Source organism: Micromonospora sp. NPDC049107 (assembly GCF_040648595.1).
In the GTDB taxonomy this organism is placed as follows: Bacteria; Actinomycetota; Actinomycetes; order Mycobacteriales; family Micromonosporaceae; genus Micromonospora.
Genome location: NZ_JBEZEC010000003.1, coordinates 422128 through 444742, shown reverse-complemented (window position 1 = coordinate 444742; position 22615 = coordinate 422128). Strand labels below are relative to the sequence as shown.

The window sequence follows — 22615 nt, the reverse complement described above, 5'->3', positions numbered from 1 at the left end:
GGGTGATCAGCCCGCAATGTCGCGGGGGTCGCGGCTGCGCGGGTAGGTGTTCTTCTCCCCGATCGTGCCGTCCTGCTTCTTGATCACGTGCTCGACGCCCCGGTCGGCGGCCATCTCGCGGCCCTGTTCCTGCGCGTCGGCCTTGGTGTCATGCGTGCTGCTGGCCCGGTCGTTGCCCTCCGGGCGGTTCTTCCACTGGCCGTTCTCCTGGTACGTGTCGACATCGCCCTTGGTCATCGCCAGCTCCTCCCCTGCGTCTGCGCGGTCGTCCTCTTCAGTGCCCTGAGCGGGGGCGGGCAAACCGCCGTCCTCAGGAGACGGCCGGACAGTTGTTGCTCACCCGGCGGAGAATCTGCTCCTCCTCGTCGGTCGTGATGCCCGACGGCGTGCCGTCGAAGTGGGTCTCCACCTTGTCCCAACCTCGGCGCTGCTCGTAGTGCAGGTGCGGAGCGCCCGAGTTGCCGGTGCTGCCGAGTCGACCGATCTGCTCGCCCTGGGTGACCTTCTGACCGACCGTGACCAGCGGCGGTTCGAGGAGGTGCAGGTACTGCGTCTCCCAGGTGCCGCCGTGGTCGATCTTCACCCAGTAGCCACCGCCACGTCCGCGCGGCCCTTCCGGGTTCTCCGGCGTACGCCCACCCAGCGAGCCGTTGATGCCGGCCACCGTGACGGTGCCGCCGTAGGAGGCGAGGACGGGACGCCCCCACGACTCGCCCTCGATGGGGAAGAAGTCGACGTCGTAGTCGTCGTGGCCGGGGTAGGTGCTGAGCTGCCAGGTCTCCCCGCAGGTGACGGGCATCTGGAAGAGCGGGCGGGGACCGGCCGGTCGCAGCATCGGCACGACGACCACGGCGACGCCGGCGACGGCCGCCGCCGCGACGAGCGCGAGCAGGATGACGAGGGTTCGCCGGCGGGGACGGCGATGGGTGCGGACTCTGGTGGGGCGGCCGGTCGTCACCGGCCCGAGCATGGCAGACGTCGGCCATCCTCGACCAGCGGCGATGCGTTGCAGTTGCATCGTCAACGCGCTACGGTGGATGCAATGCAGTCGTATTGCAACTGGGGGTCGGCGTGTACGTGCTCGCGTTGTCCGAGGTGACCGCCGAGATGAGTGACCTGGTCGGCGGGAAGGCAGCCGGGCTGGGCGCGCTGATCCGGCACGGCGAACGCGTACCCGAGGGGTTCTGCGTCACCACCGAGGCCCACCGACACGGCGTCGTACCGGTGGCGGAGATCATCGCGGCGTACGAGCGGCTCGGGGCCGGCCCGGTGGCCGTACGCTCCAGCGCCACCGCCGAGGATCTGCCGGACGCCAGCTTCGCCGGGCAGCAGGACACCGTCCTGGGCGTCACCGGCGCGGCGGAACTCGTCGCCGCGGTCGAGAAGTGCTGGGACTCCCTGCACAGTGACCGCGCGACCGCGTACCGCGAGGCCCACGAGATCGACCAGCATGAGCTGGCGATGGCCGTCGTCGTGCAACGCATGGTCACGCCCACGGTGGCGGGGGTGCTCTACACCGCCAACCCGCTGACCGGTCGGCGTGACGAGATGGTGGTCGACGCCGCGCCGGGACTCGGCACCACCGTCGTGGACGGCGGCACGGCCGTGGACCACTACGTCCTCGACGGCGTCGCGCGGGACGACACCGGGTGCCTGACGTCCGCGCAGTTGGAGAGGCTGCGGGCGGCCGGCGAGCGGCTGGCCGGGCACTTCGGCTGCCCGCAGGACGTGGAGTGGGCGATCGACGCGGACGACGTGCTGTGGTTGCTGCAGTCACGCCCGATCACCAGCCTGTTTCCCCTGCCGCCGGCCACCGGCAAGCCCCTCCCCCGCGTCTTCCTGGAGTTCGGCCACGTCCAGGGCATGCTGCGACCGGTCACCCCGATGGGCATGGCGACCCTGCGGGCGCAGATCACCGCGACGCTCGCGGCGCTCGGCGTCCGGGTGGAGATCGTCGACATCGGCGGCCGCCTCTACGGCGACCTGACCGACCTGGCCCGGAGCAGGTCGTCCCGGCGACGACTGGTCAAGCTCATGGCGGTCGACTTCGGCCCCCGGGCGCAGGCCGTGATGCGGCACGTCCTGGCCGATCCGCGATTCGCCCCGACCAGCGGCGGGCGCGGCACGGCACAGCGGGCGGCGTCACTACGGACCGCCGGCCGGGCGGCGGTGGGAATCGGGCGTGCCCTGGCCCGCCCGGACACGGCACGCATTCGGCTGTTCGAGGCGATCGATCAGCTCCGAGCCCGCTCGGTGGCCCCCGACGACCTGCGGACCACCGCCGAGCGGCTGCGCTTCGTCGAGGCGCGCGACGACACCGACCACAGCGACGCCATCATGTGGCCGATCGTCGCCGGCATGCTCGCCACGGCGCTGCCGTCCCCGCTGCTCAAGGGCATCGCCGGTCCGGACGAGATCCACGCCGTGCTCGGCGGGATGCCACACAACGTCACCATCGAGATGGACCTGGCGCTGTGGCGACTCGCCCAGGGCGTGGGTGAGCACCGGCGACTGCTGCTCGACACACCACCGGACGAGTTGGCCGCCCGTCACCTGCGCGGAGCGCTGCCCGACATCGGCATGGCCGACTTCCTGGACGCGTACGGGCACCGCGGTGCGGCCGAGGTCGACCTCGGGGTGCCGCGCTGGGCCGAGGACCCCACACCGGTCTTCGCCGCGCTCGCCAACTATCTCCGGGTCACCGACCCGGAGCAGGGCCCCGACCAGCGCTTCCGCCGTGCCGCCGCGACGGCCGAGACGGCGCTGAGAGACCTCGTCGCGCGGGCCCGCCGACAGCGGCCGGTACGCGGCCGGATCGCCGGTTTCCTGCTGGGTCGCGCCCGCTCGCTGGCGGGCCTGCGCGAGGCCGGCAAGTTCGCCGGGCTGTACCCACTGCGGGAGACCCGCCGACAGTTGCTGTTGATCGGAGCCGACCTGACCGACGCCGGGCTGCTGGACCAGCGCGACGACATCATGTTCCTGACCCTCGACGAGGTGTGTGTCGCCGTACACCAGGGTGTCGACCAGCGCGACGTCGTCGCGTCCCGGCGGTCCGCGCACCGCCGCGAGCTGCGTCGCCGGTCGGTGCCGGTGGCCCTGCTGTCCGACGGCACCGACGTCGAGACTGTCCTGGCACGGGTACCCGGCGGTGACGGGACGCTCGTCGGCGTGGGAGCGTCCGCAGGTCGGGTCACCGGCCCGGCCCGCGTCGTGCACGACCCGGCCACCGCCCACGTCGAGCCCGGCGACGTCCTGGTCACCGCGACCACGGACCCCGGCTGGACCCCGCTGTTCCTCACCGCCGCCGCCCTGGTCAGCGAGACGGGCGCGATCATGGCGCACGGCCCCACGGTGGCGCGGGAGTACGGCATCCCCGCCGTCATCTGCGTGCCCGACGCCACCCGAACGATCACCACGGGTCAACTCGTCACCGTCGACGGTGGCGCGGGCGCCGTGACCGTCCACTGACCACCCACCTGACCCCGAGGACGACGATGACCGAGACGAGGACGCCGAGCAGGGCGGCCGTCGGGCCGCTGCTGCGCCGGGCGGTCGTGACCGAGGCGGCGATGTGGCGCAGCCTCTACCTGTGGGCGCGTCGCCGTCCCCTGCCGCTCGGGCCGGGCGACGAGCCGTTCGGCTACCTCGGCGTGGTCAAGCCGATCCTCGGGATCTTCATCGCCCTGTCGGCCGTCGAGATCCCGATCTTCGACCTGATCGTCAGCCACGTGGTCCCCTGGCGGCCGGCCCGCTGGATCGTGCTCGGCCTCGGCATCTGGGGTCTGCTCTGGATGGTCGGTCTCTGGGCGAGCATGACCATCCACCCACACATCGTCGCCGACACCGGGCTGCGGGTACGCAACAGCTCCGGCATCGACATCTGGATCCCGTGGTCGGACGTCGCCGCGCTGCGCAAACGGCACCGCTCCCTGCCGTCGAGCAGGTCCATCCAGGTCGAGCGGGAGGGTGCGCGCCAGATTTTGCACATCTCGGTCGGCAGCCAGACGAGCATCGACGTCGTGCTGCGCCGGCCGACGACCTTCGACCTGCCCCGAGGCCGGTCCGCGCCGGTGGACGAGCTGCGACTGTACGCCGACGACCCCGACGGCCTGCTGCGCAGCGCCCGGGGCACGCCCGCGCCGGAGACTGACCGCCGCGCGACGGCGGCTCCCGGCCACCCGCTGTGAAACGATCGAGGCCATGCCCAAGAAGGTCGATCACCAGCAGCGCCGCACCCTCATCGCGGACGCGTTGATGCGGGTCGCCGCGGATCAGGGCCTGGAAGCCGTCAGCCTCCGTCACGTCGCCACCGAGGCGGGCGTGTCCGCCGGAATGGTCCAGCACTACTTCCGCACCAAGGACGAGATGATGGCGTTCGCGTTGAGCGTGGTCCGCGAACGCAGCCAGATCCGGGTCACCGAGGCGGTGGCGCGACTCGGCGAGGCCCCCGCGCCCCGGCTGCTGCTGCGTACGATCATCGCCGCGCTCCTGCCGCTCGACGCGCACACCCGCGACGACGGTCGGGTGGCGCTCGCGTTCCTCGCCTACACGGCGGTGCGCCCGACGGCCGCGACCGGTCTGCGCGAGGGCACCGCGCAGCTCACCGCCTTCGTCGCCAGCGTCCTGCCCACCAACGACGTGGCCGCCGCGGCCGGCCTGCTGGCGCTGATGGAAGGGCTCGGCGTCTACCTGCTGGGTGGGCAGTACACCGCCGAGCAGGCCCTCGCCGCCCTGGACGCCCAACTGGACCTGCTCTTCGGCGGAACCCGCACGACCGACGGGCCGTGACCCGACGTCGAGTCACGGCCCGTCCCTCGCACTCCGCTCAGCCCACCCGAGCGGCAGCCCGCGCCTTGCGCTGGCGCAACTCCTCGGCGGTCATCAGCCAGGTCGAGTTCGTCGCCCCGAGACCGAGGAGCACCTGGTCGAAGCCGTTGCCGTCGTTGTCGTCGGTGTAGCAGAGGCTCACCTCGCCCCACGGGGACGCGGCGATGGCCAGGTCTTCCTGGCGGCCGGTCGTGGTCTGGCTCAACGCCTGCGCCGCCAGCCGACCCGTGGTGCTGCCGTCCGGGTTGAGGCCACGCGCCCAGACGTCCGGGTTGGCGCCGGACACCGTCCAGCCCACCACGACGTTGTCCTCGTCGTCGACGCCGACGCCGGGGGCGACGGCCCCGGTCCCGGTGGACACCTGGACCTCGTCGTGGCGGGCCGCGCCGGCCGCGGTGAACGAACGGGCCCAGACGCCCTTCGTGCCGGTGTGGTCCGACTCCCAACCGACGGCGAAGTCACCGGAGTAGGTCGACGCGACCGATGCCCGCCGCTGCTGCCCGCCGCTCTGCGCGTTGGCCGTACGCCGGGACAGCACCACCGCGCCGTTCGCGCGCGCCAACCGGGTCAGACCGATGTTGTACGACCCGTTCGCGTCGGCGTCCTCGTCCCAGACCACCAGCGCCTCGCCGGAGGCGGACACCGCCACGTCGGGGCGGTGGTGGCTGCCGGTCGTCTGGGAGGCCGTCACCTCGTACCCCTTGGTGGTGGGGCCGGTGAAGCCGGCGGCCTTGACGGTGGCCGGCGCGGTTCCCTGCACGTCCTCCCAGACGACGGCGAAGCCGACGGCCGCGCTGGTGGGCGCGCCGTCCGGGTCGACGGCCACCTTCGGCCAGATCTGCTGGCCGGCGTCGCTGGCGTTGGCCTGCCCGGAACCGAGGATCGCGCCGGCCGGCGACACCACCCGGTACTGGATGTTGTAGACGCCGTTGCCGTCACCGTCGGCGGCCCAGACGACCACGGCGTTGCCCCGGTCGTCGAGCCCCACGTCGGGGCTGATGTGTCGCCAGGCGGCCCCGCTGGTGCCGCCGGTCGAGAGCTTCAGCTCGTAGCCGGGCGTGCCGTCGCGGAACAGGCGCAGGTAGATCTCGCTGTGGGTGTCGTCCTCGGGCGCGGTGCTGTCCCGGTCGTCCTCCCAGGCCACCGCGACCTGCCCGGCGCGGTTCATGGCGATGGCGGGCAGGTCCTGGTCGCCGGTCGCCACGCTGTTGGCGGTGGTCCAGGTGATCGCGTCGGCGGTCATGGCCTTCGGAGCGGGCGCCACGGCGGTCGGCAGCAGCAGGGACGCGGCGAGCAGTGTCGTGAGTGCGGTCATCAGGGTGCTCCTTCTACCCGGCCTGCAGGCCGGGCTGGCCGTCGAGGATGACGAACGAGCGCACCGTCGACGCGGCCGCGCCGTGCTCGGTCACCGTGTTCACCGCGCGGAAGTCCGCGCGGACCTGGCTGCGGCTGATCGTCGTACGGACGTAGCCGCGCCGGTCGGAGTAGAACTTCAGGTGCGGGTTGGTCGCCGCGTTCGGGATGGTGGTGCTGCCGGTCCCGTTGCCCGTCGAGGTGATCGAGGTGCAGACCAGCTCGGTGCCGATGGTGGCCGACGACGGGTTGGCGTAGTCGGCCTTCAGCTCGTTGGCCCAGGACTTGTGCACGTCGCCGGTGAGGACGAGCGGGTTGCGCACGCCGCGCTGCTGCCAGCCGCTCTGGATGCGGCTGCGCGAGGCCCGGTAGCCGTCCCAGGCGTCCATGTTCGCCGCCCCGCTCGCCTCGAACTGACGGGCGAAGAACACCTGCTGGCCGAGGATGTCCCAGGTGCCGTAGTGCTGGGCCAGCCCGTCGAGCAGCCACGCCTCCTGGGTCGCGCCGGTCAGCGACCGGGAGGTTAGGTCGGCGTCCGCGCAGACCTTCCAGCCGTCGCCGCACGCCTGGTCGTCGCGGAACTGCCGGGTGTCGAGCATGTGGAAGGTGGCGAGCTGCCCCCACCGCACGCGGCGGTAGAGTCCGATGCTGTTGCCACTCGGCGCGGAGGCCGGTCGCAGCGGCATGTTCTCGTAGTAGGCGCGGTACGCGGCGGTACGCCGGGCGGTCCACTGGGCGGCGGTCAGCGTCGGGCTGCTGTCGGCCCGGACCATGTCCGCGTAGTTGTTCTCCACCTCGTGGTCGTCCGGCACCACCAGCCAGGGCGCCGCCGCGTGCGCCGCCTGCAGGTCCGGGTCGGACTTGTAGAGGGCGTACCGGCGGCGGTAGTCGGCCAGCGACACGATCTCCGCGCCCACGTGCTGGCGCACCGCCGAGGTGTTGACGCCGCCCTCGTAGATGTAGTCGCCCAGGTGCAGGATCAGCCCCGGGTTCTCCTCGGCCATCCGCCGGTACGCCGTGTAGTAGCCGGCCTCGTAGTGCGCGCAGGAGGCGAACGCCATGACCAGGTCGCGGCCGAACGTGCCCGCCGCCGGTGCGGTCCGGGTACGCCCCACCGGGGAGATCTGCCCCTGGGCCCGGAATCGGTAGTAGTAGTCGGAGTCGGCCGCCAGGCCGCCCGCGACGACGTGCACCGAGTGGGCGTCGGCGTACCGGGCGACCACCGAGCCGGACGCGACCAGCGACGAGAAGCGGTCCGTGGTGGACACCTGCCACTCGACCGTCACGTCAGCGTCGGCCATGCCGCCCTGCCCGTCCGCGTTGAGCGGTGACGGCGCCAGTCGGGTCCACAGGACCACGCTGTCGGCGGCCGGATCACCCGACGCCACACCGAGTTTGAAGGGGTACGGCGCCGCGGCGCGAGCAGTCTGCCCGGGGGTTACCGCGGCGCCGGCGGCGGCGAGTCCACCGAGGACGAAGATGCGACGACTGAGCCTTGTCATGGTCAATACCTTCGAGGCCGTCGATGAACAGCGAAGGCTGTGGCGCGGAAGCCGACATGACGGGACGTTGGCCGCGTCAAGGCCGTCAGGTGTCGTGCCCCGCGACCGGGTCGTCAGGTCAGCGGCGACGGCGACTCGGCGTTGGGGATCAGCAGTTTCGGCGTGCCGGAGCCGTCGGCGGGGACGCCGAACACGTCCGGCCGGCCGTCACTCTGGCGCAGCGTGTAGGCCAACGTCGCGTCGTCGAGCCAGGCCGCCTGGTCGTCCACGCTGGCGGTCTCCGCCGTCGCGGTGATCCGCCCGGACGCCAGGTCGAGCACGGACAGCCGCCAGCCCTTCCTGGGGTCCGCGTCGATCGCCTGTTTGAAGGCGATCCGGGTGCCGTCGGGCGACAGCGACGGGCACTCGACGTTCTCCCGCAGCGTCGCCACGGTCCGGGCGGCCACGTCGCCGCGTACCAGGTAGCGCTTGCCGCCGGTCGACATGGTCGCGTAGAACCGGTTGTCGTCGGCGGTGAAGGTCACGCCCCAGTAGTTGACGTCCGGGCTGCGGTAGGCGCGGCCGTCCCGCGTGACGGCGAACCCCTCCAACGACGGGACGGTCGCCCCGGTGACGGTGTCGAGGATGCCGGTGCGGGTGGAGAAGCCGCTCGCCGTGTAGGAGTCGCCCCCGACGAACGTCGTCCAGGAGACCATCCGGCCCGACGCCGAGACCCGGGCCCGGTTGGGCAGGCCCGGCACGCTCAGCGTCCGCCTCTGGTTCAGCGCCGCGTCGAGCACCACCACCTGGTACGACCAGGCGGTATCCGGCTTCAGGCAGACGCCGGTGCCGGCCGCCGCGTACACCCGCAGGCATTCCAGACCCGAGACGGTACGCGGCCCGGCGGGGTCGGCGGTGGCGACGCTGGAGACGTGCCGGTCGGTGACGGCCAGCAGGCGCGGGCCCGGCGTCAGCGCGACCGCCTGGTCCCCGGCGGCGGCCGCTGGCGGGGTCCGGGGCGGCTCGGCGGCGAGGGCCGCGTAGCCCACCGCCCCGCTGGCCAACAGCACCGCCGAGGCGGCCACCACACCGAGCTTGGCCCGGGTCGACATCGCGGTCACGAGGACACCCTCCGAGGGATCAGACGGGACGGGGAAGCCAGCAGGAGCACGGTGACCACCAGGACACCGGCGACGGCCACGGCCGCCGCGAGGACCGCCGTCCGCGGCCCCCAGGCCTGCCAGGCCAGACCGAACACGACCGAGGAGACGAGGTACGCGAGCGCCTGCCCGGTCTGCACCAGCGCGATCCCGGTGGTCCGCAGCCGCGGTGGCAGCACCGGTCCGGCGAGCGCGATGAGCACGCCGTCGGTGGCCGCGTAGAACCCGCCGTAGAGCGCCAGCGTGAGCACGAGCGCCGGCCAGCCGTGCAACGGCCCGGCCAGCAGCAGGTAGGTCGCGCCGAGGGCGACGTAGCCGCCCACCACGACCGGCAGCCTCCCGACCCGGTCGGCCAGGACACCGAGCGGGGCGGCGAGCAGCAGGTACGCGAGGCTGGTGCCCACCGCCAGCAGGGGGAACCACCGCAGGCCCAGGTCCTCGCGGCGTTGCAGCACCAGGTAGACGAAGCCGTCGCCGATGGTGGCCAGGCCGAGCATCGTCGCGGCCAGCAGCAGCCGACGGGCCGGCCGGCTGCGCAGCAGGCCCCACGCCTCGCCGACGGAGACCCGGGGCTCGTCCGGCGCGTCGGCGGGCTCGCCGCTCGGGCGCTCCCGGACGAACAGCACGAGCACGACGACCGCCAGCGCGGCGACGCAGAAGCTGGTGACGAAGACCGCGTCGTACGACTGGCCGACGGCCAGCAGGACGGCGAACGCGGCGAGCGGCCCGAGGAACGCGCCGACGCTGTCCATGGCCCGGTGCACCCCGAACGCCCGACCCAGCGCCTCGGGCGGGGTGGAGAGCGTGATCAGCGCGTCCCGGGGCGCGCTGCGCACGCCCTTGCCGAGCCGGTCGACGGCGATGACCGCGCCGATGGCGGGGACCGACCGGCCGGCGAGCAACAGCCCGAGCTTGGCGACCGCCGAGAGCGCGTAACCGACACCGGCGACGAGCTTGCGCCTCCGGAACCGGTCGGCCGCGAAGCCGCCGACGACCCGCAGCAGCGCGGTCGCGCCGGTGTGGACGCCGTCGAGCACACCGAAGGCCACCGGGCTGAGTTGCAGGCCCAGCACCAGGTAGAGCGGCAGGACGGCGGCCACCATCTCGGCCGAGACGTCGGTGATCAGGCTGACCGTGCCGAGCGCGACCACGTTGCCGCTGACCAGGGCGAGCCGGCGGCGGCGCGGCCCGGGTGGGTCGGCGACCGGACGGGAGACGGTCGACAGGTACACGCGCATCTCCTGGACATCGGTGGGCGACGGTCAGCCATCGTGACGATCCGGCGCGAAGGGCCACAAGGGAGCACAGGCTGCGGGCAGGCGTGCGGTGGGTGAACATCCAGCAAACATCGAGATGTTTCACTGTCTGAGCGTACTGTTCACCTGGCGGCAGTGCGCCGGTTCATCGACCTTCCTACGTTCCTTGCGCTCTACACCCGCAAACGAAGGGGTCCTGGATGGACATTCGAATCGCCCGCCCACCGGTGACGGTCGGTACGGTCGCGGTGCTCGTCGCCGCCACCGCCGCCGTCGTCCTGACCGGCTCGGGCACGGCCGCCGCGGCGAGCGTGACGTTCACGCCGGTCGCCGACACCTACGTCCAGAGCGACACGGCATCCACCAACTACGGCACGTCCACGCAGGTCGTGGTCGACAACTCGCCCGCCCGGCGGATGTTCCTGCGCTTCACGGTGAGCGGCGTCAGCGGCACAGTGACCAGCGCCAAGCTGCGGTTGCGCACGATCAGCGGCAACAGCGGCAGCGACGCCGGCGGCACGTTCCGGAGGATGTCCAGCACCACCTGGTCGGAGACCGGCACCACCTGGAACAACCAGCCGGCCATCGACGGGGCCACCCTCTCCTCGCTCGGCGCGGTCGCCGGCAACACCTGGTACGAGGTCGACGTCACCGCCGCGGTCACCGGCAACGGCACGTACAGCTTCGGCGCCACCTCGACCAGCGGCGACGGCGCGTACTACGACACCCGCGAGAGTGGCGGCGACGCACCGCAGTTGGTGGTCACGACCGGCACCACGACGCCGCCGTCCGGTGACCCCGTCCTCGTCGGGGCCGGCGACATCGCCACCTCCGGCTCCGGCGACACGGCCACCGCCGCGCTGCTCGACAACATCTCCGGCACCGTCTTCACGACCGGCGACAACGTCTACGACAGCGGCACCGCGACGCAGTTCGCCAGCTACTACGAGCCCACCTGGGGCCGGCACAAGAGCCGCACCCGCCCGTCGCCGGGCAACCACGACTACAACACGTCCGGCGCCACCGGCTACTACAACTACTTCGGTACGACCGCCGGCCCGAGCGGCCGGGGCTACTACTCCTACGACCTCGGCAACTGGCACGTCGTGTCGCTGAACTCGAACATCAGCATGTCGGCCGGCTCCGCCCAGGAGCAGTGGCTGCGCGCCGACCTCGCGGCCAGCAGCAAGCCGTGCACGATCGCGTACTGGCACCACCCGCTCTTCACGTCCAGCTCCGACCACGCGCCGTCCACGTCGACGCGCCCGCTGTACCAGGCGCTCTACGACTACAACGCCGACGTCGTGGTGTGGGGCCACAACCACGTGTACGAGCGGTTCGGCCCGATGAACCCGTCCGGTAGCTACGACGCCAGCCGGGGCATGCGCAGCTTCGTCGCCGGCATGGGCGGCGCGGACCACTACGGCTTCGGCACCATCCAGCCCAACAGCGAGGCGCGCAACAGCTCCGCCTGGGGGGTTCTGAAGTTCACCCTGCACTCCGGCAGCTACGACTGGCAGTTCGTGCCGGTCGCCGGCCAGACCTACGCCGACAGCGGCACCGGCAACTGCCACTGACGGCCCGATCCCGCTGCGCCGTTCGCGGCGCAGCGGGATTCTCCGTACCTCAGCACCGCCGTGACCAGCGTCTGCCCGACAATGCCGTGATCTGCGGCAAACAGGCCCAAAGTTGTCCAAGAGCCGGTTGAACCGTCGCCGGGCCACCCCGTAGTACCTCGGTACCGATCAGGACACCTACCCGGGAGGTCTACCAGTGGCGGCACCATGGGAAGAGTACAACCAGAGCTGGTTCCAGTACGACGGGCAGGGAAGTGTCGTCGACACCCGGAATCGCAATCCCGACGTCAGCCCACGAGACACAATGGTCGCTCTCTGGGAGAACATTGACGTGACCCGGCAGCTGGCCATGGCCGTAAACCTCAGCCAGCAGGCCATTGCCGAGTTCAACAACGTCAGACACCTTCCGGAAGACGCCACGCAAATCCTGGAGCGTCCCGACCTCAGCAACGATCTATTGAACGACGCCGCGGCAAGGTTGGCGGAGAGCGTCGCAGGAATCGAGCGGGCGGCCTCTGCGATGGAGACGTCCGTCCGCTTACTCAACATGGCTGGGGAGCGGTGGAACTCTCACCAAGGCGACTCACCGTACAACGAGAATATCGTGACCCTTCAAGCGGCGCAGTCGAGGGATGCGATCAACTCTATCAATACTTTTCTGAACATAAACCGGATCGCCACCGGGGCGATCGATGAGGCGAGAACGCGTGGTGTGCAGCACCCGGATTTCGGCCAGGCGCGCCAAGCGGCGACCCGGAGCCTCGATGATGTCCACCTAATGTCATCTGATGTCAATGTCCTCCTGTACACGAACGAGCGCGATGTGCGCGGGGTGTCCGACCTGGGCTGGCAGACGACGCCCACCCGGAACGATCTACCTGACCAAACAGTCGACAGGCTGGCGAACACACTCAGCGGCGGGGTCTACACCGACTCCAACCCGCACGGCGCACAACACTTCTCCACCACCGCGAGGAATGCGCAGGTAGCACAGGAGGCCATGAACATCCTGAGTGATGCGGGATTTGGCGAGCACGCGATGGCGTGGCAGGCGTATCACGCCCGGCAGCAGCACACGGCCGACACATTTCCGAGCGTCCAGTTCTACCCCGAGGGCCAATGGTCGGGGCAGGCGAACAGCCGCTCGGTCGGCGGCCCGGCGGGCGAGTCCATCGCCGACGAAACTACGACCAGCCAGCAGCATGGTGCCAGACGGCGGGGTGCACGGCGCCGGCGATGACCTGACCGCGTGGGCTCACAGCCCAGTCTGCGACGGGGTTCGGCGACCGAGCGACGTGTGCCCCCGCCCTCGAGATGGGCGGGGGCACACGTGCGTGCGGTCAGGGCATCAGCGGGTGCCGGCCGCCCGGCGCTTGTTGTAGACGTCGAACGCGACGGCGACGAGCAGGACGAGCCCCTTCACCACCGACTGCGTCGACTGGTCGACGCCCATCAGCTGCATGCCGTTGCTCATCACCGCCATGATCAGACCACCGACCATCGCGCCGACCACGGTGCCCACGCCGCCGGTGACCGCCGCGCCGCCGATGAAGGCCGCCGCGATCGCGTCCAGCTCGAACATGTTGCCGGCCGCGGGCTGCGCGCCGTTGGACCGCGACGAGTAGATGACGCCCGCCACGGCCGCGAGGAAGCCCATGTTGACGAACATCCAGAAGTTGACGGTGCGGACCTTCACGCCCGACAGCGCCGCCGCCGAGAGGTTGCCGCCGATCGCGTAGACCTGACGGCCGAAGACCGTCCGCCGGGTGAGCAGACCGTAGACCAGCACCAGCGCCGCCAGGATGATCAGCACGATCGGCAGGCCCCGGGCGTGGGCCAGCTGCCAGGCGAAGTACATGATGACCGCGCCCACCAGGACGACCCGGGCCACGAACAGCGGGAACGACTCGACCGGCTGCTGGTAGCGGATGCGCGCCAGACGGGTGCGGAAGCCGCTCACGGCGTACCCGGCCACGGCGATCGCGCCGATCAACAACGTGAAGGCGTCGAAGCCGTTACCGCCGAGCAGGCCGTTGAGGAAGCCCGCCGCCACCTTCTGGTACTCGGACGGGAACGGCGACAGCGAGATGTTGTCGAGCACCCGCAGGGTGAGACCCCGGAACAGCAGCATGCCGGCCAGGGTCACGATGAACGCCGGGATGCCGGCGTACGCCACCCAGAAGCCGTGCCACGCGCCGACCGCGATGCCGACGGCCAGCGCCGCGAGGACACCCAGCCACCACGGGTGCCCCTGCTGGATCACGAGGACGGCGGACACCGCGCCGGTCAGCGCGACCACCGAACCCACCGACAGGTCGATGTGCCCGCCGATGATCAGGATGACCATGCCGATCGCGAGGACCAGGATGTACGAGTACTGCAGGACGATGTTGGTGATGTTGCCGGGGCTCAGTGACACCCCGTCGGTCAGTACCGCGAAGAGCGCCAGGATGACGACCAGGGCGACGTAGATCCCGCTCTGCCGGAGGTTGTTCAGCACCAGGGCCCGCAGGTCGCTCGTCCCCGTGTGCAGAGCGGCGGCCGGGGCGGTGTCCGACGGTGTCGGGCGCTCCGTCGAAGGGGTTTTGATGCTGGTCATCCGACGAGCTCCTTGTCCTTTGTCATCAGCTCCATGAGGCTCTCCTGGGTTGCCTCGCTCACCGGCTTCTCACCGGTGATCCGGCCCGCGGCGAGGGTGTAGATGCGGTCACACATTCCGAGCAGCTCCGGCAGCTCGCTGGAGATGACGATCACCGCTTTGCCGGCGGCCACCAGCCGGTTGATGATCGTGTAGATCTCGAACTTGGCCCCGACGTCGATCCCGCGCGTCGGCTCGTCCAGGATCAGCACGTCCGGGTCGGTGAAGAGCCACTTCGACAGCACGACCTTCTGCTGGTTGCCGCCGGAGAGCTTGCCGACCACCGCCATCACGCTCGTCGTCTTGATGTTCATGTCCCGCCGGCTCGACTCGGCGACCTTGATCTCCTCGTTGCCGTTCACCCAGCCGTACTTGGCCAGCCGGTCCAGGGCGGCGGCGGAGACGTTGCGCCGGACGTCGTCGATGAGGTTCAGGCCGTACCGCTTGCGGTCCTCGGTGACGTACGCGATGCGGTTGTCGATGGCCTCCGCGACGTTGCGGGCGTTGACCTCGCGACCGTGCATGAAGAGCTTGCCCTTGATGTCGCGGCCGTAGGAGCGGCCGAAGACGCTCATCGCCAACTCGGTCCGGCCGGCGCCCATCAGCCCTGCGATGCCGACCACCTCGCCGGCGCGCACCGACAGGTTGACGTCCTCGACGACCATCCGCTCCTGGGTCGGGTGCCGCACCGACCAGTCCTCGATCCGCAGCACCTCCTCGCCGGGCGACGATTCGCGGTCGGGGTAGAAGCTCTCGATGTCGCGGCCGACCATGCCCCGGATGATGCGCTGCTGGTTGACGTCGTCGGCGCGCATGTCCAGGGTCTCCACCGTACGACCGTCCCGGATGACGGTGGTCGAGTCGGCGATCGCGGTGATCTCGTTGAGCTTGTGCGAGATCATGATGCAGGTGATGCCCCGCTCCTTGAGCTGCCGGAGCAGGCCGAGCAGGTGCGCCGAGTCGACGTCGTTGAGGGCGGCCGTCGGCTCGTCCAGGATGAGCAGGCGCACCTTCTTGGACAGCGCCTTGGCGATCTCCACGAGTTGCTGCTTGCCGACGCCGAGCTGGATCACCGGGGTCACGGGGTTCTCGTGCAGCCCGACGGACGCCAGCAGCTCCGCCGCCTCGGCGTTGGCCTTGTTCCAGTCGATCAGGCCGCTGCGGCCCCGGCGCTCGTTACCCAGGAAGAGGTTCTCGGCGATCGACAGGTAGGGCACCAGGGCGAGTTCCTGGTGGATGATGACGATGCCATTGGCCTCGCTGTCCCGGATGCCCCGGAACTGCATCGGCTTGCCGTCGAAGAGGATCTCGCCGTCGTACGAGCCGGATGGGTGGACGCCGGAGAGCACCTTCATGAGGGTGGACTTGCCGGCGCCGTTCTCGCCGCAGATGGCGTGGATCTCTCCCCGACGTACCGCGAGGTTGACATCCTCCAGCGCGGTCACTCCGGGGAAGGTCTTCGTGATACGACGCATCTCGAGGATGGTGTCGTCCATGGTCACTGTCCTCTGTCGGTCTGGACGTTGCTCGATCACGGCGTCGGGCCCGGCGGTCGCCCGCCGAGCCCGACGAGGTGACCTACTTCTTGGCCTGACCGGCGGCGACCTCTTCCGCCGTCCAGTAGCCGGAGTCGATCAGCGTCGCCTTGATGTCGTCCTTGTAGACGGTCGCGATCGGCAGCAGGTACGACGGAACGACCTTGACGCCGTTGTTGTACGTCTCGCTGTCGTTGGCCTGCGGCGTCTTGTCCTGCAGGAACGCCTCGGCGGCGTTCGCGGCCTGGTCGGCCAGCAGGCGGGTGTCCTTGAAGACGGTCGAGTTCTGCACACCGTCGTTGATCAGCTTGATCGAGGCGATCTCGGCGTCCTGGCCGGTCACCACGGGCAGCTTCTTCTTGCCGGTAGCGCTGTAGCCCGCGTTCTGCAGGGCGGTGATGATGCCCCGGGAGATGCCGTCGTACGGCGACAGGACCCCGTTGACGACCGAGCCGTCGTTGTAGCTGGAGGTGAGCAGGTCCTCCATGCGCTTCTGCGCGGTCTCCTGCTGCCAACGCAGGGTGGCCACCTGCTCCTTGGTGGTCTGCTTCGACTTCACCTTCAGCGTGCCCGCGTCCATGAACGGCTTGAGGGTGTCCATCGCGCCGCCGAAGAAGTACTGCGTGTTGTTGTCGTCCAGCGAGCCGGCGAACAGCTCGATGTTGAACGGACCCTTGGCCGTGCCCTTCGAGCCGTCCTTGTTCTGCAGGCCGAGCCCGACCAGGAGCGCGGTGGCCTGCGCCACGCCGACCTTGTAGTTGTCGAAGCTGACGTAGAAGTCGACGTTCTTGCTGCCGCGGATGAGCCGGTCGTACGAGATGACCGGGATCTTCGCGTCGGCGGCGGCCTGCAGCTGACCGCTGAGCGCCGTGCCGTCGATGGCCGCGATGATCAGGACGTCCGCGCCCTGGGTGATCATCTGGTCGACCTGCTGCGACTGGGTCGGGATGTCGTCGCCCGCGTACTGCAGGTCGACCTTGTAACCCTTGGACTCCAGCTTCGACTTCACCGCGTTGCCGTCGGCGATCCACCGCTCCGAGGTCTGCGTCGGCATCGCGACGCCGATCGTCAGGTCCCCCGGCTTCTTGTCGCTGGTGTTGTCGCCGCTGCCGGCGCCTCCACCACTGCACGCCGCCAGGCTCAACGCCAACGCCGCGCTACCGAGAGCAACCAGGAATTTCCTGCTCACGGGCCGTCTCCTCTCCCGATTCCCCCCGCCGACCGCCGGGGCCACCTGTCATCTTTCGGGTAGTGTTAGCGCTCACATAGGGCACGTCAACACCTGATCCGAAATACCGGTGTCACGGTCTCGTAACGGAGACTTCCTCACCCGCACGACCTCGCGCAACCCCTCCCGACAGTTGAGCGGCTGGCGCAGGTCACGAGGCATCGACGCGCTTAGCGGCGCGGCGGAGCGACACTGTCGCGGGCGACAAGTGTCGGCGCGATGGTCTGGCGCAGGGCGCCGCCGCCATTGCCGTTGCCCGACTCGATCTGGGTCAGCAACATCTGCAGACTCGCCCGCGCCACCGCGTCGAAATCCGGTCGGACGGTGGTCAGCGGCGGAATGAAGTACGCCGCTTCCGGCACGTCGTCGAAACCCACGACGCTGATCTCGGCCGGCACCTTGCGCCCGAACTCGTGCAGCGCCCGCAGCACCCCCAGGGCGAGGTGGTCGTTGGCCGTGAAGATGGCGGTCACCTCCGGCATCCGGGCGAGCATCTGCCCGCACCGGTAGCCCGACGCCGCCGACCAGTCCCCGTGCATGAGGGGCGGTGGCTCCACCCCCGCGGCGAGCAGCGCCGCACGCCAGCCCTCGATACGACCGGCGCTGTCGAACCAGTCGGACGGCCCCGACACGTGCCACACCGTGCGGTGCCCGGCGTCGAGGAGATGCTCGGTCACCGCCCGCGCGCCCGCCACCTGGTCGACCGTCACCAACGGCACCGGACGGTGCGGGTCACCGTCGACCGTCACCAGTGGAACGTCCTTGGGTAGCCGCTCCAACGCCTCGCCGGCCGACTCCACCGGCGCGATGACCACGATGCCGGCGACCCGGTGCGCCAGGTGCCGCTCGACCGCGGCCGAGATGGAACGGTGGTCCAGGTCGCGCACGCTGCCGACGCTGACGGCGAAGCCCTCCGCCGCGGCGGTCTGCTCCAGGGCGGCCAGCAGCGACGCCGGACCGTAGAGGGTCGTGTTCTGTGCCACCACGCCGATGACCTGGGACCGGCCGGTCACCAGGGCGCGCGCCGCGCCGTTCGGGCGGTAGCCGAGTTCGGCGATCGCCGCCCGCACCCGTAACCGGGTCTGCTCGCGCACGTTGGGGTGCCCGTTGAGCACCCGCGACACCGTCTGGTGGGAGACACCGGCCAGACGAGCGACGTCTGTCATCGCGGGACCGTGGACGGCCATTTCACTCCCCCCGCCTTCAACCCGACCCGCGGCCCGTCGACGTTGACTGGAGCGGCCCGGCCCGATCCCCCTCGCTCAGCCACCACGCCGGTGCTGAATCGCAGGTGACCAGCGCTGGATCGCCGACAGTCTACGCCAGCGATCGCCCCGGACACGGCACGGCTGAACGCGAAGACACGGCGTGTGCCAGGTCGCGCCGGAGTTCCGCGCGCACCTCGCGCCGTCGCCCTCGGTCGGAAGTGGCCGCAACGGGCCGCCGCCCCGCTCCAAGCTCCTGGACAGAGCGTGGAACAGGGCGGCGACTGGTCTGCTGCGACGACACGAACCCTCCCCCTGCGGGGTGGGCGATGCCGTCACCTCACTCGTTGTGTGACCGGCGTCACGGTGTGGTCAGGTCGAAGCGGCGGACCGCGACCGAGCCGCCGAGCGCCTGGGTGGCGTGGTTGAAGATGGCGAACCGGTAGCCCATGAAGAACTGCCAGTTGTTCGCCAGCGTCAGGGCGTTGCCGAAGGACGTGAAGTTCACGCCGTCGGTGCTGTACGAGAAGCGCGCCTGCCGGCCCGAGCCCGGTCTGATGTCGGCGTTGGCGCGCAACCAGATCCGTCCGCCGGAGATGGCGGTGCTCGCCGCCTCGCTGCCGGTGCTGGTGGTGTTCCAGTTACCGTCCATCGTGAGACCGTTCTGCATCACCAGACGCGTCGATCCGTTGTCCCGCTTGATGCCGATCCAGGCGGACGAGTTGCGCAGCACCGCCAGGCCGGTGCGGTCACCGTCGCGCATCGTGGAGTAGTCCAGCTCGATGGTGGCGGTGGAGGTGGGGCCCTGGATCCGGTGCGTCAACGTGTTACGCGCCGCGTACAGGTCGCCGGTCACGGTGGCGGTCTGCAGGTTCAGCCCGTTGTTGACCGACCAGCGGCTGTTGTCCGGGTTGTGGTTCCACTCCCACTGCGGGCCGAGGGTGGTGCCGGCGAACGTGTCGGTGCCCGTCAGCGGCTTCACCGCACGCGGCGGAGCGGGCAGGTTCGGCTTCGGGTAGGAGCTGCCCCACGCGCCGTTGACGGTCTGCAGCACCGGCCAGCCGTCGCTGGTCCAGGTGATCGGCGCCAGGGCCGGCATCCGACCACCGGGGTACGCGTCGACGAACGACATGTAGTACCAGTCGCCGTTCTGGGTCTGCACGAGACCGCCCTGGTGGGGCACGCCGCCGCCCGAGATGGGACCGGGCAGGTTGAGCAGCACCTGACGCTGCTCGTACGGGCCGAACGGGCCGTTGGTCGACTTCAGCACGTACTGGCCGTTGGCGGGCCGGGTGAGCCAGATGTAGTAGGCCCCGTTGCGCTTGTAGAACCGGGCGCCCTCCAGCGTGCCGATGCTCGACGGGGTCTGGTACACCTGCTGGGCGCGTACCTGGGACTTCCCGTCGGCGGAGAGCTGGGCGACGCTGATCGTGGTGTTGCCGTACGCCACGTACATGGTGTCGTTGTCGTCGATCAGCATGCCCGCGTCGTAGTAGCAGTTGGGGATGGTGGTGTGCTTGCTCCAGGTGCCGTCGACGGCCGACGCGGTGTAGATGTGCGTCTGCGCGAAGTCGATGCACCCGGCCCAGTAGTACGTGCGGTTGCTCGGCCGGTAGTTCAACGTCGAGGCCCAGATCCCGTCGACGTACGCGTTGCCGCCGCTCATGTCGTACTTCGAGCCGAAGTCGAGCCGGGGCACGGCGTGCCCGGCGTACTCCCAGTTCACCAGGTCATACGAGCGCAGGACCGGTGCGCCGGGCGAGTAGTGCATGGTGGACGACGTCAGGTAGTAGACGTTGTCCACCCGGATGATGTCGACGTCGGCGAAGTCCTGCCAGATGGCCGGGTTCGAGAACGTGCCGTTCGACGGTGGCGGCGTGGTGGGGGGCGGCGTGGTGGGCGGCGGCGTAGTGGGGTTGCCCCCGCCGTCGACGCGGACGAGCTGCCACTGCTGGTTGGTGCCGTTCCAGTCGTCGTACTGCACGATGTTGCCACCATCGGCCGTCGAGGCGCCCTGCACCTCCATGACCTTGTTGCTGTTGCGGTTGACCAGGCGGACGTAGCCGCCGTCCGAGTCGGCAAGCCGGAACTGCTGGTTGGTCCCGTTGTTGTCCGACCACTGCACGATCGCCCCGCCGTTGGCCGTCGACCGGCCGGAAACATCCAGCACCTTGCCGGACAACCGCGACTTGACCCGGTAGTAACCACTACCGGAATCCACGAACTGCCACTGCTGCTGGTTGCCGTTGTTACGCGTCCACTGCGTGATCCGCGCACCGTCGTTCGTGGCCAGGTTGTAGACGTCCAACGCCTTGCCACTGTTGCGGTTCACCAGGACGTACCACGCGCTCGTGTCGACGGTGGCCGCCGACGCGGGCGCCGCGGCCACCGCCACGGCCGCGCCACCGACCACCAGTGCCGTCGCGGCGACGGCCAATCTCGACAGCCAGTTGCGCCGGCGTGGCGCACCCCGGGGAACCCGACCGATGGAAAGCATGATCCTCCTCTGCTGACGCGAACCGTGCGGTCTGGGCCGGCGTCCGCGGCACCGGGCGGGGCACCGAGCTGACCACGCCCGGCCATGTGATCGCTAACAGCACGCCCCGGGCGTCACGGCACACGATGCCGACGACGGGGGGTTAGGACGCGCGCACGGCCGGACCAGGCAACGACATCGACCACCTTGGCTATAGACTGTGAGCGATAACATGCTCTTAGTCAAGGCGTAACACAACCGGCCCGCCGGCCTGCTAATGCACGCGGCAGAGCCCGGACGCAAACCCGAACGGGTGGTCCACCCCGGCCCGCAGGCAGGGGTGGACCACCCGGTTCAGCAGAGGTTCGGCGCAGGTCAGAAGCCGCGCGCCAGCCGGTAGTAGGCCTGGTTCCAGCGGATCTCGTCGGCGAAGCGGCGCGTCGTGGTCTCGGCGTCGATCACGACCAGCTCGGTCCGGCTCATCTCGGCCAGATCGTGCAGCTCCTCGGCGCCCACCGCCTGCGAGAGCACCGTGTGGTGCGGGGCGCCGGCAGTGATCCAGGACTCGGCGGAGACCGGCAGGTCCGGCCGCGGTCGCCAGACGGCGCGCGCCACCGGCAGCCGGCGCAGCGGCTGGGGCGGCGGCACGACGTCGATCTCGTTCGCCACCAGCCGGAACCGCTCCCCCATGTCGGCCAACCCGAGCACCACCGCTGGGCCGGGGGCGGCGTCGAACACGAGCCGCACCGGGTCCTCCCGGCCGCCGATGCTCAGCGGGTGGATCTCGACGTTGGGCACGTCGGACGCGATGGTCGGACAGACCTCGAGCATGTGCGCGCCGAGCACCACCTCCTGGCCCGGGGTCAGGTCGTAGGTGTAGTCCTCCATGAACGACGTGCCGCCCGAGACCCCCACGGACATCGCCTTGATGGTGTGCACCAGGACGGAGGTCTTCCAGTCGCCCTCGCCGCCGAAGCCGTAGCCGTCCGCCATCAGCCGCTGGACGGCGATGCCGGGGAGCTGACGCAGGCCGCCGAGGTCCTCGAAGTTCGTGGTGAACGCCCGGAACCCACCGGCCTCCAGGAAGGCACGCATACCCAACTCGAGGCGGGCGGCGTACCGCAGCGAGTCGTGCCGCTCACCGCCGGGAAGCAGCTCGGCGCCCACGCGGTAGGTGTCGCCGTACTCCTTGACCAGCTCGTCCACGTCGGCGTCGGCGACCTCGCCGACCACCTCGACCAGGTCGTTCACGCCGTAGGTGTTGACCGACACCCCGAAGCGCAGCTCCGCCTCGACCTTGTCGCCCTCGGTGACCGCGACGTCGCGCATGTTGTCGCCGAAGCGGGCCAGGCGCAGCGACCGCATCGCCGACCAGCCGGTCGCCGCACGGGCCCAGGCGCCGACCCGGGCGGTCACCCGCGGGTCGCTGACGTGCCCGGCGACCGTCTTGCGGGCCACACCGAGGCGGGTCTGGATGTACCCGAACTCACGGTCGCCGTGCGCGGCCTGGTTCAGGTTCATGAAGTCCATGTCGATGTCGTCCCACGGCAGCAGGACGTTCGCCTGGGTGTGCAGGTGCAGCAGCGGCGTCTGCAACGCGTCCAGCCCGGCGATCCACATCTTCGCCGGCGAGAACGTGTGCATCCAGGCGATGACCCCGATCGCGCCCTGGGCGGCGGCCTCCCGGCAGACCCGCAGGATCTCGCCGCTGTTGGTCAGGACGGGCTTCCAGACCACCCGGGCGGGAATCTGCGGCGAGTCGTCGAGCGTGGCCGCGATCTGGCGGGACTGCTCGGCGACCTGCCGGAGCGTCTCCTCGCCGTACATGCCTTGGCTGCCGGTGAGGAACCAGATCTCGGGTTCGGGGTGTGGTGCCATG

17 protein-coding genes are annotated in these 22615 nt (G+C 70.3%); 5 read left to right on the top strand and 12 right to left on the bottom strand.

All coding sequences use genetic code 11. From position 1 onward, the window contains the following. Positions 1 to 6: 6 nt before the first annotated feature. Positions 7 to 237, bottom strand: coding sequence for a DUF2188 domain-containing protein (locus AB0B55_RS10300; RefSeq protein WP_355050424.1), 231 nt, complete (start codon positions 235 to 237; stop codon positions 7 to 9). A 73-nt stretch (positions 238 to 310) separates the two neighbouring features. Next, positions 311 to 970, bottom strand: a complete 660-nt coding sequence (locus AB0B55_RS10295) for a M23 family metallopeptidase (RefSeq protein ID WP_357171589.1) — start codon at positions 968 to 970, stop codon at positions 311 to 313. An 83-nt stretch (positions 971 to 1053) separates the two neighbouring features. Between AB0B55_RS10295 and AB0B55_RS10290 the strand changes: the two genes are divergently transcribed. From AB0B55_RS10290 to AB0B55_RS10280, 3 genes are read left to right on the top strand one after another with little or no spacing between them, the layout of a single operon-like run. Further along, the gene (locus tag AB0B55_RS10290; RefSeq protein WP_357120356.1) at positions 1054 to 3468 is read left to right on the top strand and encodes a PEP/pyruvate-binding domain-containing protein; all 2415 of its coding nucleotides are present in this window, start codon (positions 1054 to 1056) and stop codon (positions 3466 to 3468) included. A 26-nt stretch (positions 3469 to 3494) separates the two neighbouring features. Next, on the top strand, positions 3495 to 4187 hold the full coding sequence (locus AB0B55_RS10285; protein ID WP_357120359.1) for a hypothetical protein: 693 nt from the start codon (positions 3495 to 3497) through the stop codon (positions 4185 to 4187). A 13-nt stretch (positions 4188 to 4200) separates the two neighbouring features. Further along, complete coding sequence (locus tag AB0B55_RS10280; RefSeq protein ID WP_357120362.1) at positions 4201 to 4788, top strand: TetR family transcriptional regulator; 588 nt, start codon at positions 4201 to 4203, stop codon at positions 4786 to 4788. 37 nt (positions 4789 to 4825) lie between these two features. Here the strand turns inward: AB0B55_RS10280 and AB0B55_RS10275 are convergent, their stop codons facing one another. The 4 genes from AB0B55_RS10275 to AB0B55_RS10260 form a co-directional block, all read right to left on the bottom strand. Further along, positions 4826 to 6142: a hypothetical protein gene (locus AB0B55_RS10275; protein ID WP_357120365.1), complete on the bottom strand. Its 1317-nt coding sequence runs from the start codon at positions 6140 to 6142 to the stop codon at positions 4826 to 4828. 13 nt (positions 6143 to 6155) lie between these two features. Beyond that, positions 6156 to 7682 carry an alkaline phosphatase D family protein gene (locus tag AB0B55_RS10270; protein ID WP_357171504.1) on the bottom strand — a complete coding sequence of 509 codons (1527 nt, stop codon included), beginning with the start codon at positions 7680 to 7682 and terminating at the stop codon, positions 6156 to 6158. A 113-nt stretch (positions 7683 to 7795) separates the two neighbouring features. Then, on the bottom strand, positions 7796 to 8773 hold the full coding sequence (locus AB0B55_RS10265) for a hypothetical protein (RefSeq protein ID WP_357120809.1): 978 nt from the start codon (positions 8771 to 8773) through the stop codon (positions 7796 to 7798). 5 nt (positions 8774 to 8778) lie between these two features. Beyond that, a complete protein-coding gene (locus AB0B55_RS10260; protein WP_357120371.1) occupies positions 8779 to 10053 on the bottom strand; it encodes an MFS transporter in 1275 nt (424 codons plus the stop codon). A 224-nt stretch (positions 10054 to 10277) separates the two neighbouring features. Here AB0B55_RS10260 and AB0B55_RS10255 point away from each other — a divergent pair, with 224 nt between their 5' ends. Next, the gene (locus tag AB0B55_RS10255) at positions 10278 to 11654 is read left to right on the top strand and encodes a DNRLRE domain-containing protein (RefSeq protein ID WP_357120374.1); all 1377 of its coding nucleotides are present in this window, start codon (positions 10278 to 10280) and stop codon (positions 11652 to 11654) included. Between the two features lie 196 nt (positions 11655 to 11850). Then, positions 11851 to 12894, top strand: a complete 1044-nt coding sequence (locus AB0B55_RS10250; protein WP_357120377.1) for a hypothetical protein — start codon at positions 11851 to 11853, stop codon at positions 12892 to 12894. A gap of 108 nt (positions 12895 to 13002) precedes the next feature. Here AB0B55_RS10250 and mmsB read toward each other — a convergent pair whose 3' ends face one another. The 6 genes from mmsB to araA all read right to left on the bottom strand — a co-directional run bounded on the left by mmsB (position 13003) and on the right by araA (position 22614). Further along, complete coding sequence (mmsB, locus tag AB0B55_RS10245; protein ID WP_357120380.1) at positions 13003 to 14253, bottom strand: multiple monosaccharide ABC transporter permease; 1251 nt, start codon at positions 14251 to 14253, stop codon at positions 13003 to 13005. Further along, the gene (mmsA, locus tag AB0B55_RS10240; RefSeq protein ID WP_357120383.1) at positions 14250 to 15788 is read right to left on the bottom strand and encodes a multiple monosaccharide ABC transporter ATP-binding protein; all 1539 of its coding nucleotides are present in this window, start codon (positions 15786 to 15788) and stop codon (positions 14250 to 14252) included. Before mmsA ends, mmsB begins: the two co-directional genes overlap by 4 nt. A gap of 82 nt (positions 15789 to 15870) precedes the next feature. Next, positions 15871 to 17016 carry a multiple monosaccharide ABC transporter substrate-binding protein gene (gene chvE, locus AB0B55_RS10235; RefSeq protein WP_357120386.1) on the bottom strand — a complete coding sequence of 382 codons (1146 nt, stop codon included), beginning with the start codon at positions 17014 to 17016 and terminating at the stop codon, positions 15871 to 15873. Between the two features lie 209 nt (positions 17017 to 17225). After that, positions 17226 to 18221, bottom strand: coding sequence for a LacI family DNA-binding transcriptional regulator (locus tag AB0B55_RS10230; protein ID WP_357120389.1), 996 nt, complete (start codon positions 18219 to 18221; stop codon positions 17226 to 17228). 400 nt (positions 18222 to 18621) lie between these two features. Continuing rightward, positions 18622 to 20757, bottom strand: a complete 2136-nt coding sequence (locus tag AB0B55_RS10225) for an RICIN domain-containing protein (protein ID WP_357120392.1) — start codon at positions 20755 to 20757, stop codon at positions 18622 to 18624. A gap of 354 nt (positions 20758 to 21111) precedes the next feature. Further along, on the bottom strand, positions 21112 to 22614 hold the full coding sequence (gene araA / locus AB0B55_RS10220) for an L-arabinose isomerase (protein WP_357171503.1): 1503 nt from the start codon (positions 22612 to 22614) through the stop codon (positions 21112 to 21114). Between the last annotated feature and the right edge of the window lies 1 nt (position 22615).